Source organism: Photobacterium satsumensis, from assembly GCF_050336935.1.
Taxonomy (GTDB): Bacteria; Pseudomonadota; Gammaproteobacteria; order Enterobacterales; family Vibrionaceae; genus Photobacterium; species Photobacterium satsumensis.
Genome location: NZ_JAKJSK010000011.1, coordinates 179,233 through 193,487 on the forward strand (window position 1 = coordinate 179,233; position 14,255 = coordinate 193,487).

The 14,255-nt window shown below is 52.4% G+C and carries 12 protein-coding genes; 5 read left to right on the forward strand and 7 right to left on the reverse strand.

Annotation, left to right across the window (positions count from 1 at the left end; genetic code table 11):
- Positions 1-56: 56 nt before the first annotated feature.
- The 3 genes from L4D79_RS22145 to trxA all read right to left on the reverse strand — a co-directional run bounded on the left by L4D79_RS22145 (position 57) and on the right by trxA (position 3,102).
- Positions 57-1,088 (reverse strand): hypothetical protein, encoded by a 1,032-nt coding sequence (locus tag L4D79_RS22145; protein WP_428654449.1) that lies wholly within the window; start codon positions 1,086-1,088, stop codon positions 57-59.
- 225 nt (positions 1,089-1,313) lie between these two features.
- Positions 1,314-2,579: a transcription termination factor Rho gene (rho, locus tag L4D79_RS22150; RefSeq protein WP_428654451.1), complete on the reverse strand. Its 1,266-nt coding sequence runs from the start codon at positions 2,577-2,579 to the stop codon at positions 1,314-1,316.
- Between the two features lie 196 nt (positions 2,580-2,775).
- Positions 2,776-3,102: a thioredoxin TrxA gene (gene trxA, locus L4D79_RS22155; protein WP_107349672.1), complete on the reverse strand. Its 327-nt coding sequence runs from the start codon at positions 3,100-3,102 to the stop codon at positions 2,776-2,778.
- A 113-nt stretch (positions 3,103-3,215) separates the two neighbouring features.
- On the opposite strand from trxA, the gene rhlB reads away from it, so the two are divergent.
- Positions 3,216-4,523 carry an ATP-dependent RNA helicase RhlB gene (gene rhlB, locus L4D79_RS22160; protein WP_107349671.1) on the forward strand — a complete coding sequence of 436 codons (1,308 nt, stop codon included), beginning with the start codon at positions 3,216-3,218 and terminating at the stop codon, positions 4,521-4,523.
- A gap of 15 nt (positions 4,524-4,538) precedes the next feature.
- A complete protein-coding gene (gppA, locus tag L4D79_RS22165; RefSeq protein ID WP_428654454.1) occupies positions 4,539-6,029 on the forward strand; it encodes a guanosine-5'-triphosphate,3'-diphosphate diphosphatase in 1,491 nt (496 codons plus the stop codon).
- Between the two features lie 248 nt (positions 6,030-6,277).
- Here the strand turns inward: gppA and prlC are convergent, their stop codons facing one another.
- A complete protein-coding gene (gene prlC, locus L4D79_RS22170) occupies positions 6,278-8,320 on the reverse strand; it encodes an oligopeptidase A (RefSeq protein WP_428654456.1) in 2,043 nt (680 codons plus the stop codon).
- Positions 8,321-8,530: 210 nt separating this feature from the next.
- Between prlC and L4D79_RS22175 the strand changes: the two genes are divergently transcribed.
- The 3 genes from L4D79_RS22175 (at position 8,531) to L4D79_RS22185 (ending at position 12,624) form a co-directional block, all read left to right on the forward strand.
- The gene (locus tag L4D79_RS22175; RefSeq protein WP_428654521.1) at positions 8,531-9,370 is read left to right on the forward strand and encodes a 23S rRNA (adenine(2030)-N(6))-methyltransferase RlmJ; all 840 of its coding nucleotides are present in this window, start codon (positions 8,531-8,533) and stop codon (positions 9,368-9,370) included.
- A 176-nt stretch (positions 9,371-9,546) separates the two neighbouring features.
- Positions 9,547-10,920: a glutathione-disulfide reductase gene (gene gorA / locus L4D79_RS22180; RefSeq protein WP_428654458.1), complete on the forward strand. Its 1,374-nt coding sequence runs from the start codon at positions 9,547-9,549 to the stop codon at positions 10,918-10,920.
- Positions 10,921-11,259: 339 nt separating this feature from the next.
- On the forward strand, positions 11,260-12,624 hold the full coding sequence (locus L4D79_RS22185) for a YjiH family protein (protein ID WP_428654460.1): 1,365 nt from the start codon (positions 11,260-11,262) through the stop codon (positions 12,622-12,624).
- A 247-nt stretch (positions 12,625-12,871) separates the two neighbouring features.
- On the opposite strand, the gene tatC is transcribed toward L4D79_RS22185, so the two are convergent.
- From tatC to tatA, 3 genes are read right to left on the reverse strand one after another with little or no spacing between them, the layout of a single operon-like run.
- Positions 12,872-13,624 carry a Sec-independent protein translocase subunit TatC gene (gene tatC, locus L4D79_RS22190; protein WP_428654462.1) on the reverse strand — a complete coding sequence of 251 codons (753 nt, stop codon included), beginning with the start codon at positions 13,622-13,624 and terminating at the stop codon, positions 12,872-12,874.
- Positions 13,625-13,635: 11 nt separating this feature from the next.
- On the reverse strand, positions 13,636-13,980 hold the full coding sequence (gene tatB / locus L4D79_RS22195; protein ID WP_428654464.1) for a Sec-independent protein translocase protein TatB: 345 nt from the start codon (positions 13,978-13,980) through the stop codon (positions 13,636-13,638).
- Between the two features lie 3 nt (positions 13,981-13,983).
- On the reverse strand, positions 13,984-14,241 hold the full coding sequence (gene tatA, locus L4D79_RS22200; protein WP_428654466.1) for a Sec-independent protein translocase subunit TatA: 258 nt from the start codon (positions 14,239-14,241) through the stop codon (positions 13,984-13,986).
- Between the last annotated feature and the right edge of the window lie 14 nt (positions 14,242-14,255).

Here is a 14,255-nt window from a genome sequence, read left to right on the forward strand (position 1 = left end):
ATCCAACCTATTCCCCACCAGCAGGCAGATTTTTACTTAGCCGGGTATAAACCGGCCTAGGGGAGCTGAGCAACTGCCGAACGAAAATTCTTCTGAAGTACCTGGCTGCGGCTGACCGACGCCAGTTGCTCGAGCCAATCAAGGTAGCCACTGCGGGCAAGCTCGGTCGCCACCAGTTCGCCATCATCGACCTCGCTCAGTTTGTCACTGAGAAAATCTCTGGTCGACATGGGTAAAGGCTTGAGGGTGATCAGGGCGCGATAAGCCTGCAGCTTCAGTGTCGGGTTCATCGTCGCCGCCATCAGCTGTTGGGTGGCTGCCGGCTGCGGTGCCAACTCGGCCAGCCGGTTAAGCTCGGCCAGGCTGTACTGATCGCTGCGGCGTCGCCACAACAAATGGTAGACTCCCTCATCGCCAGAGGCAGCAGCCACGGCAGCAATCACGGCATTGTCCGGTAGCCAAACCAGTTTGCTGTCCGAGGTAAATTGCGCGGCCAGCACGTCCACAGCCGTTTCAGATAACGCCGGCAATTGGGCAAGGAAAATATCACGCCGGGTAGTTTGGGTGTGGATATCCCCTGTCAGCCATTGTGACAGCTGCAGCTCACCGTTTTCGGCCTGCTCCACCATCTGCAGGGCCAACAGCTGCTGCTGCCAGCGCATCACCAAGCTGCGCGCCTTGGCGCCATAGTGGAAAGCCGACTTGGTCACCAGGTAGCCATCACCTTGTTCGACAACATTAAACGCTGGCGTACGGGCCGCCTGTACCTCAAGCCAATCAGCCTTGGCCTGATCCAACCCGTCGGGTTTAGCCGCATAGTCGATAGCATAGTCAATCAGCTGGCTACGCACCGCTTCTTGCTGCAAGGGGGGCAATGGGGATAACTGGGTTTCCAGCGACGCAAAATCACTGTTGTCATAGTATTGGCGCAAGGCCGACACCCGGTTTTGAACTTGTAGGGAAGACTGAACTTGTTTGACTTCCTGCTCGGTCGTTTCTGTCGCCGGCAAGGCAACCTGAGCCGAAGCCTGAGCCGCAATGATCCCTGCAGCCAGCAAGCCTATCTGCATGCACTTTCCTAGTCGCATGTCACCTCCTTGGTGAAAAAAGATATGTCGGTTATCTGGATCATCCTGATCCAAGATCACAATTTGATAACAAACACAGTATATCGATGTATGAGGGCCAATTACTAGCAAAGCCGTAATTGAACATCGATCAATTAAGATTGCCAGTGTACCAAAAATAAAAAACGCCACAAGATGTGGCGTTTTTCAAAACTGTGAGACGTTCGACAGAACGGCGCTTCAGTATTAGGACTTCTGGCGACGCATCGCGTTGAAGAACTCATCGTTGGTCTTGGTCATCGATAGCTTATCGATCAAGAATTCCATGCTATCGGTTTCACCCATTGGGTGAACAATCTTGCGCAGGATCCACATCTTCTGTAGCTCGTCAGTCTTCGCCAGTAGTTCTTCACGGCGGGTACCAGAACGGTTGAAATCAATCGCCGGGAAGACACGCTTTTCTGCGATCTTACGAGACAGGTGCAGTTCCATGTTACCTGTACCCTTGAATTCTTCGTAAATGACTTCATCCATCTTAGAACCGGTATCAACCAGTGCCGTTGCGATGATAGTCAGGCTACCGCCTTCTTCTACGTTACGTGCCGCACCGAAGAAACGCTTAGGACGGTGCAGGGCGTTAGCATCAACACCACCGGTAAGTACCTTGCCCGATGAAGGGATAACGGTGTTGTAGGCACGCGCCAGACGGGTAATCGAGTCAAGCAGGATAACAACGTCTTTCTTGTGCTCAACCAGACGCTTGGCTTTCTCGATAACCATTTCAGCCACTTGAACGTGACGTGATGCCGGCTCATCAAAGGTCGAAGCAACCACTTCACCTTTAACCAAACGCTGCATCTCGGTCACTTCTTCCGGACGCTCATCGATTAGCAATACCATCAACTCACACTCAGGGTGGTTATGGGCGATGCTTTGGGCAATGTTCTGCAGCAACATGGTCTTACCCGCTTTTGGCGGAGCAACAATCAAGCCACGCTGGCCTTTACCGATTGGCGAAGCCAGATCAAGAACACGTGCTGTGATGTCTTCGGTCGAACCATTACCACGCTCCATACGCATACGCTCGTTGGCGTGCAGTGGCGTCAGGTTTTCAAACAGGATCTTATTACGCGCGTTATCAGGTTTATCGTAGTTAACTTCGTTTACCTTCAACAGGGCAAAGTAACGCTCACCGTCTTTCGGCGGGCGGATCTTGCCAGCAATAGTATCACCTGTGCGAAGGTTGAAACGGCGGATTTGGCTAGGAGAAACGTAGATATCATCTGGACCGGCGAGGTAAGAGCTGTCTGCAGAGCGGAGGAAGCCGAAGCCATCTTGAAGGATTTCTAGAACACCATCGCCAAAAATGTCCTCACCACTTTTCGCATGCTGCTTGAGAATAGCAAAGATGATGTCTTGTTTTCTCAAACGCGCCAGGTTTTCTAGTCCTAAGCTTTCGCCAAGCGCAACCAACTTAGAAATAGGTTGGTTCTTCAGTTCAGTAAGATTCATAGTGGTGGGTTTCTTGTCAGTCAAAATTGGGGTTCTATGTTAATTGAGATAAAGTTGACCAATGGGGCTGGTCAAGGAATGAACGGATTTACAATTTACGTGCAATAAGTTAGCACTAAAGATCTCATCCGTCTAGCATAGACGCAAGTCAAACCATGCACAACGAGAAATTGTGCACGGTTCGAAGCAGAGTTGCTTATAGGTTCGCGTCTAGGAACTCTTTAAGCTGGCTCTTTGACAGGGCACCCACTTTGGTTGCCGCTACACTACCGTCTTTGAACAGCAGCAGAGTTGGGATACCACGGATGCCGAATTTTGGTGGTGTCGCTGCATTTTGATCGATATTCAATTTACCGATAGTCAGCTTACCTTCGTACTCGTCCGCGATTTCATCAAGAATTGGGGCAATCATTTTGCAAGGACCACACCATTCAGCCCAAAAATCGACTAGTACCGGGCCTGCAGCAGCAATTACATCGCTATCGAAACTTGCGTCTGTCAGCTGCACAATCTTGTCGCTCATCTTCCACTCCAATGGTTGATTTTGTTAGCTGATTTGATTTTAACCAGCAAATCGATGCCCTATTTGAATGGAATCCGTTTCGTATTGCAACCCTAAGCTGATATTCTATACGAATGAAGACGACTCACATCACAGAGCAAAAATTTGCCGACCTGGGTTTAGAACCTCAGGTTTTACAAGGATTGGAAGCGAATAACTTCCATAATTGTACGCCTATCCAGGCGCTGGCATTGCCGGTAGTGCTCTCCGGCCGTGACATTGCTGGTCAGGCTCAAACAGGCACAGGGAAAACCCTGGCTTTCCTGACCGCGACTTTCAACTACCTGCTGCTAAACCCAGCAAAAGAGGATCGCAAACAAAACCATCCTCGTGCCATTATTATGGCACCAACCCGTGAACTGGCGATCCAGATTTACAACGATGCCAAACCAATGCTTGAAAGCACCGGCCTAAAAGCGGGACTTGCCTACGGCGGTGAAGCATACGAGAAACAGCAGAAAACCCTAGAAGCGGGCGTCGATATCTTGATTGGCACATGTGGCCGTATCATTGATTTCTACAAGCAGCGCGTGATCGACCTGCGCTCTATTCAGGCTGTTGTTCTGGATGAAGCTGACCGTATGTTTGACCTTGGCTTTATCAAGGACATCCGCTTCTTGTTCCGCCGCATGCCAGCTCCGCAGGAGCGTTTGAACATGCTGTTTTCGGCGACCCTGTCTTACCGCGTCAAAGAGCTTGCCTTCGAACACATGAACTCGCCTGAGAGTGTGGTTGTCGAGCCAGAGCAGAAGACCGGTCACCGTATCCAGGAAGAACTATTCTACCCATCGAACCAAGAGAAGATGCGCCTGCTTCAGAGCTTGATCGAAGAAGAGTGGCCAGACCGCGCGATCATCTTTGCCAACACCAAGCACCGCTGTGAAGACATCTGGGCCCACCTGGCGGCTGATAAACACCGCGTTGGCTTGCTAACCGGTGATGTCCCACAGAAGAAGCGTGTTCGTATTCTGGAGCAGTTCACCCAAGGTGAAGTGGATATCCTTGTGGCAACCGATGTCGCGGCCCGCGGCTTACACATTCCACAGGTAACCCACGTATTCAACTACGATCTGCCTGACGATGCCGAAGATTACGTGCACCGCATCGGCCGTACCGGTCGTGCTGGCGCCAGTGGCCATTCGATCAGCTTTGCCTGTGAACAATATGCCATTAACCTGCCCGCGATCGAAACCTACATCGAGCATGCTATCCCGCTGTCGAAGTATGACTCGGAAGCCCTGTTAGATGATCTACCGCCGCCAGTTAGCGTCCCACGTTCACCGCGCCAAGGTGGCAACCGTCGCAGTGGTGGTGGTTCACAACGTCAAGGCCAATCGCGCCAGCGCAGCCGTCGCCGTCCGCCGCAGAACAAACAGCAGTAAAAGATAAATATGCCTATGGAAAGAACAGTATCACCTTTGTATGCCGCCATTGACCTTGGCTCCAACAGCTTCCATATGTGGATTGTCAGGGAGGTCGCAGGCACCGTCCAGACCCTGGCCAAGATCAAGCGTAAAGTCCGCCTAGCGGCTGGCCTCAACAGCGAAAATGCGCTGAGTATTGAAGCAATGCAACGGGGGTGGGACTGCCTCAGCCTATTTGCCGAACGCCTGCAGGATATTCCGGCAAGCAACATCCGTATTGTCGGAACTGCCGCACTGCGCACCGCCGTCAATGCCGAGGCCTTTCTTTCCAAAGCCGAGACCATCCTCGGCTACCCGGTCGATATCATTCCTGGCGAAGAAGAAGCCCGGATCATCTACCAGGGAGTTGCCCATACCTCAGGCGGTTGTGGCAAACGCCTGGTGGTCGATATTGGCGGGGCCAGCACTGAAGTGATCATTGGTGAAAGGTTTGATGCCAGTGCACTGACCAGCCTGCAAATAGGCTGTGTGACCTGGCTTGAGCGCTATTTCAAAGACCGCTACCTCACCGAAGCCAACTTTGATGCTGCCATCACGGCCGCCAAAGCCGCCATTGCCCCGATTGTCGAGCAGTACCAGACATTGGGCTGGCAAACCTGCGTCGGTGCCAGCGGTACCGTACAGGCCCTGCAGGAAATCATGCTGGCTCAGGGGATGGATGAAATCATCACCCTGCAGAAACTCAAGCGGATGCAGCGCCAGGCCATGCAGTATGAGCGCCTGGAAGATTTGGACATCGAGGGGCTGACCCTCGAGCGTGCCCTAGTATTCCCTAGCGGACTGTCTATCCTTATCGCGATTTTCGAGTCACTGGGAATCGAGTCGATGACCCTTGCCGGTGGCGCGCTGCGCGAAGGCATGGTGTATGAAATGATGAGCCAGATGCGCCACAACGATGTCCGTGAGCGTACCTTGCAAAGTCTACAGACCCGCTTCCAACTCGACAGTATCCATGCCGGCAATGTCAGCAACGCCGCCCGGGCCCTGCTTGGCAGCTGCCAATCAGAATGGAGCCTAGAGCCGCAAGCCCATTACCTGCTGGATGCCACTACCGCCCTGCATGAGATCGGCACCATGATTGAGTTCAAGAAAAGCGGTGAGCATGCCGCCTACCTGATCCACCATAGTGACCTGCCCGGTTTCACCCGTGCCCAGAAACACCTGATCGGTGAACTGCTACGCCGCTACCGCGAGAACCTGACCAGCCTGCCAGAGCAACACGCCCTGTCGGCCCAGAGTGCCACTCGCCTGCTGCGTCTGCTGCGTCTGGCCGTGATATTGTGTCACCGCCGTGACAGCAGTCACCAGCCGCCGTTCACCCTGACGGCACAGGACAATACCCTGAGCCTAACACTGCCAGCCAGTTGGCTGGCTGCCAACCCGCTGACCGATGCCGAGCTGCAGCAAGAAGCCACCCGCCAAAGCGACATGGGCTGGCCGCTGACCATCATCACCAGCGAGTAACCCGCACCACCTACAAAAAAAGCACCCCGAGGGGTGCTTTTTTATTGTCTGACCGTTTTTCTTTGGCACAGGGATTTCGCTACATCGCTAAGAGGGCGCGCGGAGTTGATAACCACTTCCTCCCTCCCCTAATTTGTAATTTAAACGCAGGAATTTTACTCGGGTTCAAAGAGAAAGCGCGGAGTTGATGATAATCAATGAGCACTTTCGATGCAGAAACCGAGCAAAATAACCAGTTTGAAACCAAATTAGCCAGTGATGCCGCTGTGGCGGAGCAATGCATCGATCTGAGGCTCACGACCACGGAAGCGCTTGAACAAGTCCATCGGCTCCTCACTGCCACCGCGCTCCAGGATGCAATCTAGGAAGTCAGCACCAGTTGCGGTGTTGAAGATCCCTTCTTCCTCGAAACGCGAGTAGGCATCCGATGACAGCAGCTCGGCCCACAGGTAGCTGTAGTAACCGGCGCTGTAGCCACCAGCAAAGATGTGGCTGAAGCTGTGCGGGAAGCGGCCAAACTCTGGGCTTGGGACTACCGACACGCGGGACTTGATATCCGTCAGCGTCTCTAGCACTTTGGCACCCAGCTCAGGGTCGTATTCGGTGTACAGGGTGAAATCGAACAGGCCAAACTCAAGCTGGCGCAGGATCCCCATCGCCGACTGGAAGTTCTTGGCCGCCAGCATCTTGTCCAGCATGGCTTTCGGCAATGGCTCACCGGTCTCGTAATGGCCAGAAATAAAGGCCAGCGCCTCTTCTTCCCAGCACCAGTTTTCCAGGAACTGGCTCGGCAGCTCGACCGCATCCCAAGGCACACCATTGATGCCCGATACCGCAGGCACGTCGATCTGGGTCAGCATGTGGTGGATGCCGTGGCCAGTTTCATGGAACAGGGTGACCACTTCATCATGGGTAAACAAGGCTGGCTTGTCGCCAACTGGCTTGTTGAAGTTACAAGTCAGATAGGCCACCGGCGCCTGCAGGCTGCCATCCTGACGGGTACGGCGAACCATACACTCATCCATCCAGGCACCACCGCGCTTGTGCTCGCGGGCATAGAGATCAAGGTAGAAGCTACCGCGCAATTGGCCTTGGCTATCGAAGATATCGTAGAACTTAACCGACTCATGCCAGGTATCGACACCGGTACGTTCTGTGACATTCATACCGAAAACGCGTTTCAGTACCTCGAACAGACCGGCTACCACTTTTTGCTCAGGGAAGTAAGGACGCAACTGCTCATCAGAGATGCTGTAGCGGTGCTGCTTGAGCTTCTCGGCATAGAAGGCAAAGTCCCATGGCTCGAGTTGCTCGGCACCGTACTCAGTGCTGGCATACTCGCGCAGCTCGGCCACTTCACGCTCGCCCTGCGGCTTGGCACGACTCGCCAAATCATTCAAAAAGCCCAGCACCTGCTCTGGCGTTTCCGCCATTTTGGTCGCCAGTGATTTCTCGCTGTAGGTATTGAAACCCAGCAGGCGGGCAATTTCATGGGTCAGCTTAAGCTTCTCGGCAATGATCTCGCTGTTGTCCCATTGACCGGCATTCGGACCGCGGTCGGAAGCACGGGTCACGAAGGCTTCATACATTTCCTGACGCAATTCGCGGTTTTCGCAGTAAGTCATCACTGGCAGGTACGACGGGATATCTAAGGTAAACAGATAGCCTTCCTGCTCCTTGGCTTCAGCCGTGGCCTTGGCAGCCTGCAACGCCGACTCCGGCAATCCACCCAGTTCGGCTTCATCGCTCACCAGCTTGCTCCACCCCATGGTGGCATCCAATACATTGTTGCTGAACGTTGATGACAGCTCCGACAAGCGCTTGCTGATCTCACCGTAACGGTGCTGCTCTTTGGCTGGCAGGCCAATGCCCGATAATTCAAACTCTTTTAGCGCATCAGTAATGGATTTTTTCTGGGCCTGGCTGAGATCGGCAAAGCTTTCATCGGCCTTGATCGCCTTGAACGCTTCGTACAGGCCCTTGTGCTGACCAACCCAGGTACCGTAATCCGACAGCATCGGCAGGCAGCTCTCGTAAGCTTCACGCAGTTCATTGCTGTTTTTCACCCCATTGAGGTGACCGATAGGTGACCAGATCCGGCTCAGGCGATCATCCGTCTCGGATAGCGGCACGCAGATTGTTTCCCAGCTTGGTGGCGTATCAGCCGCCAGTACTTGCTCCACTGCAGCCCGGCAATCGGCAATCGCCTGCTCGACCGCAGGTTTGACATGTTCGGGTTGGATAAGCGAAAACGGTGGCAGATCCGTCATCGACAGTAATGGGTTAGTCATGCGCAATTCCTTAAATTAGTTGTCCTTTATTAAATGCGTCTTGAACAGCGTAAATTCAATCCTTTCATCGCACTAAATCGTAACGCAGCACTCTCATTTTAACCTAGGATTAACATCCCAAGCATGAAAGTCATCACGGTTGCTGGCTATTCCCCGTCAATTGGCGATAATACTGACCCAATTTATCCCTATTCTGTCGAGATCCCAGCCATGCTGAGCTACCGCCATAGTTTCCATGCCGGCAACCATGCCGATGTGGTCAAGCACATTGTCCAGAGCCTGATCCTGGATGCCCTGAAACAAAAGGACAAACCGTTCGTCTACCACGACACCCACTCAGGTGTTGGCCGTTACGATCTTCAGGATGAGCGCAGTGAAAAAACCGGTGAGTTCAAACAAGGTATTGCCCGGATTTGGCAGCGCGACGATATCCCGGCAGAGATTGCCAGCTATATTGAAGCGATCAAGGTCTTGAACAACGGTGATGCGCTGCGCTACTACCCGGGCTCACCGAAAGTTGCCCGTGCTCAGCTCCGCGATCAAGACCGCATGGTATTGACCGAGCTGCACCCGAGTGACTTCCCGCTGCTGCTGCAGGAATTCCGTGGCGACAGCCAGGTCCGCATCTACAAAGAAGATGCCTTTGCCCGTCTCAAGGGCAGCCTGCCACCGAAAGAGCGCCGTGGTGTGGTGCTGATTGACCCACCGTATGAACTCAAGCACGAGTACATGGATGTGGTTAAGGCGATTAAAGAAAGCCACAAGCGCTGGGCAACGGGCACCTATGCGATCTGGTACCCGGTGGTTTACCGCGAGAATATCGACAAGATGCTCAAGGGGCTGGAAGATCTGGGGATCCGCAAGATTCTGCAGATCGAGCTGGGTGTCGAGCCGGATACCGAGGAGCGCGGCATGACCGCATCGGGCATGATAGTGATCAACCCACCGTGGAAACTGGAAAGCCAGATGCAGGCGATTTTACCCTGGTTGAAAGAGGCGATTGCCCCCAACCACGGCCACTACAAAGTGGAATGGATCGTACCGGAATAAGCATTCATCATTCGGTAACATCTTGTAAGGCGGGGATTTCCCGCCTTTTTTATGGCTGTTATTTTTTGTTCCAACTTTCTCAATCCTACCCTCTCGTAACTCTTCCCATTCTTGATTACACTAGGACAAGCACAGCAGGAGCTGTTACCAAATCAAAAAAATAGTGGAGTAAAGTCATGGCAAAGCATTTTGATTACATCTGTATCGGCGGCGGCAGTGGCGGTATTGCCTCGGCAAACCGTGCGGCTATGTACGGTGCCAAAGTAGCACTGGTAGAAGCCAAGGCTCTGGGTGGAACCTGTGTCAACGTAGGCTGCGTGCCGAAGAAAGTGATGTGGCACGGTGCCCAAATTGCTGAAGCTATGCACCTTTACGCCAAAGACTACGGCTTTGACGTTGACGTTAAAGGCTTTGACTGGGGCAAGCTGGTCGAGAGCCGCGAAGCCTACATCAGCCGTATCCACACCGCTTACGACAACGTACTTGGCAACAACAAGATTGAAGTGATCAACGGTTTCGCACGCTTTGTTGATCAAAAAGATGGCGTTGATGCGAAGACTATCGAAGTAAACGGCGAGCACTACACCGCCGACCACATCCTGATCGCTGTCGGTGGTGAGCCAACCATCCCGAACGTTCCGGGTGCCGAGCACGGCATCGATTCAAACGGCTTCTTCGAGCTCAACGCGCAGCCTAAGCGTACCGCCGTTATCGGTGCCGGTTACATTGCGGTTGAAATTGCCGGCGTACTCAGCGCTCTGGGTACCGATACCCACCTGTTCGTCCGTAAAGAATCACCGCTGCGCAGCTTCGACCCGATGATCATCGACACCCTCGTTGAAGTGATGGACAAAGAAGGTCCAACACTGCACACCCACAGCGTACCAAAAGAAGTGGTTAAAGAAGCTGATGGCTCTGTAACACTGCATTTCGAAAACGGTGAGTCGCACAATACCGATGTGCTGATCTGGGCAATCGGCCGTAACCCGACAACTGACAAGATCAACCTGGCAGCCACGGGGGTTGAGACCAACGATCGTGGCTACATCAAGGTCGACGAATATCAACAGACCAATATTGAAGGCATCTACTGTGTCGGCGATATTATGGAAGGCGGTATCGAGTTGACGCCGGTTGCCGTTAAGGCTGGTCGCCAGCTATCTGAGCGCCTGTTCAACAACAAGACAGACGCCAAGATGGACTACAAGCTGGTTCCAACCGTGGTCTTCAGCCACCCGCCGATCGGCACAATCGGCCAGACAGAAGCAGAAGCGATTGCCGAGTTTGGCGAAGAGAACGTCAAAGTGTACCAGTCTGGCTTTACTGCCATGTATACCGCCGTTACCGCACATCGTCAGCCTTGTAAGATGAAGCTAGTGTGCGCGGGCCCAGACGAGAAGGTTGTTGGCCTGCACGGTATCGGCTATACCGTTGATGAAATGATCCAGGGCTTCGGTGTCGCGATGAAGATGGGCGCGACCAAAGCGGACTTCGATTCGGTTGTGGCTATCCACCCAACGGGCAGCGAAGAGTTCGTGACTATGCGTTAATTGCATATGCCAAACGGATGCACTGAAATTCAAAGCCTATCAGTCCATTCGAACGATAAAAAGGAGCTCTTGGAGCTCCTTTTTTGTTGGCTGCAAACCATTACATAGCAGCATATCATTCAAACTTAACAGGATTCACCAGCAGGAATCTTCACCATAAATATCGTTCAATAGTGGATAATAATGAATAAAAGCGCACATATTGGCGAAAATAATTCCATTCCAAGATGAAAAACTGTAACCTTTCCCGACCTGATTATGGAAGATCAGTGAATATTTATTCCAAAGAGAATAAAGCATTTATTTACTCTTAGCTTATCAATCAGTTAAAGGCCATATATGCAGGATCAGGTTATTTCCCAAAACGGTAAGAAGAACCCATGGCTCATGTTCATCCTACCGTCGCTTCTCGGTGTCTTCCTTTTCATGGCACCCATCAGTTACCAGGATTCATTGACAATCCCTATCGCCATACTGGCTAAGTCTGTCCAGGCAATATTTGGTGACATGCTCCCAGCCATGGTGACCTTCGTGATCGCCCTGACCGCTATCGCTTCGATCGCCACGAAATTGCTCAAGCCTGAAGCCGTTCTAAAGAGCAGCTTCCTCAGCGGATTGCTCAATCCTTCTTTACCTTGGTTTGTGGTCCAACAGCTTGGTGCCATCTTTGTCATCATGACATATTTCGGTATCGGCCCTGAAATGATCCACCACGGTGATACCGGCGGTCTGGTTCTGAACGATCTATTACCGGTACTCTTTTCTGTTTTCCTTTTTGCCGGTTTGCTGTTGCCACTTCTCCTTAACTTCGGCTTGTTGGAATTTGTCGGTGCCCTGTTTACCCGTGTTATGCGCCCACTGTTCAACCTACCGGGCCGTTCGGCTGTAAACTGCATTGCCTCTTGGTTGGGTGATGGCAGTGTCGGCGTCCTGATGACCAGCAAGCAGTACGAAAGCAAAATCTACACCGAGCGTGAAGCGGCGGTGATCGGTACCACGTTCACGGCGGTATCTATCACGTTCAGCCTAGTGGTGATTGCCCAGGTAAACCTGGAGCACATGTTTGCCCCGTTCTATATGACAGTTTGCTTGGCTGGATTGGCGGCGGCAGTGATTGTCCCTCGCCTACCACCATTATCGTGGAAGAAAGACCGCTACATCGATGGTGAGGCTGTAAAAGGGGATATCGAAGCCCTACCGGAAGGCAAGACCGTCGTTGGCTTTGGCCTTGAACAAGCACTAGAGAAAGCGTCGCAAGTGAAGAGCCTGCGTAGCATGGTGGTTGAAGGGATTAAAAATGCGATAGATATGATCTTCGGCGTCCTCCCGGTGGTCATGGCGATCGGTACCATTGCCCTGGTCATTGCCGAGAACACCCCGGTATTTAGCCTGCTTGGCCAGCCGTTTATTCCGTTCTTGGAACTACTGCGCATTCCTGAAGCGGCTGCCGCTTCTGAAACCATCGTGGTGGGTTTTGCCGATATGTTTCTGCCATCGATTCTGGCCTCGAGCATAGAGAGTGATCTGACCCGTTTTGTGATTGCGGCTATGTCAGTCACCCAGCTGATCTACATGTCGGAAATTGGTGCGCTACTGATCGGCAGTAAAATCCCGGTCAAACCGTGGGAGCTGTTCATGATCTTCATCCTGCGTACCCTGGTCACCCTGCCGGTTATCGCGATGATGGCGCACATTTTCTTCTAACAGAAGGCCATATGCCCCTCCAAAGCCAGCGCCTCGTCGCTGGCTTTTTTGTGCCCGTAATTGACAGGCCTCTAGTCTCTAGTCTCTAGTCTCTAGTCTCTAGTCTCTAGTCTCTAGTCTCTAGTCTCTAGTCTCTAGTCTCTAGTCTCTAGTCTCTAGTCTCTTAGGCCAGCATCCCTACCTCCAGATATAAAAAAACCGGCCTAGGCCGGTTTTTTCTTGTCTGTGACACAGGCTATAGAATGCCTTACTGCTCTTCGGCAGCGTCATCTTCTTCTTGGTCGCGAACATAGAAGCGCGAGAAGAACAAGCCGACTTCAAACAGCAAACACATTGGGATCGCCAATAGCGTTTGTGAAATAATATCCGGCGGTGTCAGCATCATACCCACGACAAAGGCAGCGACGACAATATAAGGCCGCTTGGCACGCAGGCTTTGCGGATCTGTCGCCCCTGTCCAACACAGCAGGATAATGGCCACCGGAATTTCAAAGGCGATGCCGAATGCCATGAACAATGCCAAGACAAAATCAAGGTAGCTGGCAATATCGGTTGCTACCGTGATCCCTTCCGGGGCAGTACTGGTAAAAAAGCTAAATACCAGAGGGAACACCACGAAATAGGCAAAGGAGACGCCAGCATAGAACAGCAGCGAGCTGGAAAACAGCAGCGGCATGATCAGCTTGCGTTCATGCTTGTATAAGCCCGGTGCCACGAAGGCCCAAACCTGATACAAGATCATCGGTACGGCGATAAACACCGAGGTCACCAAGGTGAGCTTAATTGGCGTGAAGAATGGCGATGCCACATCTGTTGCGATCATGCTCGCCCCTTCCGGTAGACGTTCTACCAAGGGGGCGGACATAAAGGCATAGATGTCGTTGGCAAACCACACCAAGCCAAGAAAAACCACAATGACACTCAGGATGGAACGCAACAAGCGGTTACGCAGCTCAATCAAGTGGCTGAATAACGGTTGCGTATCTTCAACAGTAGACATAGTGACTTATATTAATCCTGCTTTTGAGAGGTCGTCGTCGCCGAAGGCTGCTCGTCTTTTTTGTCAGCATAAGGACGCTGCACATCCGAGGCCGCTTTTTTCAGCTCCTCCACAGTGTCCCTCAGCTCTGGCGAGAGATCTTTCATCCCCATCTGCTCGGCTTTTTTCAAGTTTTCCTGAAGCTCCTGAAGCTTAAGCTCCTGGTTCAGTTCATCCTTGACCGAGTTCGCCATATTACGTGCAGCTCCAACCCAGCGCGATACCGTACGGATCGCGACAGGTAGGCGTTCCGGCCCCAGTACAACCAATCCCACCACGGAGATCAGTATTAGTTCCCAGAACCCGATATCAAACACGTGTTAAACCTGCTCTTTGTCTTTCTGGCTCTTCTGAGCCTGGTCAGCCTGCTGTTCGTCAGCCAGTTTCTTTTGATCGAAATCTGCATCAGCTGCTGCATCTTTCTTCTCGGCAGTCGGCTCTTCATCTCCGATCGCCTTCTTGAAACCTTTCACGGCAGAACCCAAGTCACCACCCAGTGTGCGCAGTTTCTTGGTTCCGAACAACAGCACAATGATTAGTGCAATGATTAGCAATTGCCAGATACTGATACCACCCATGCTTGTTTTACCTC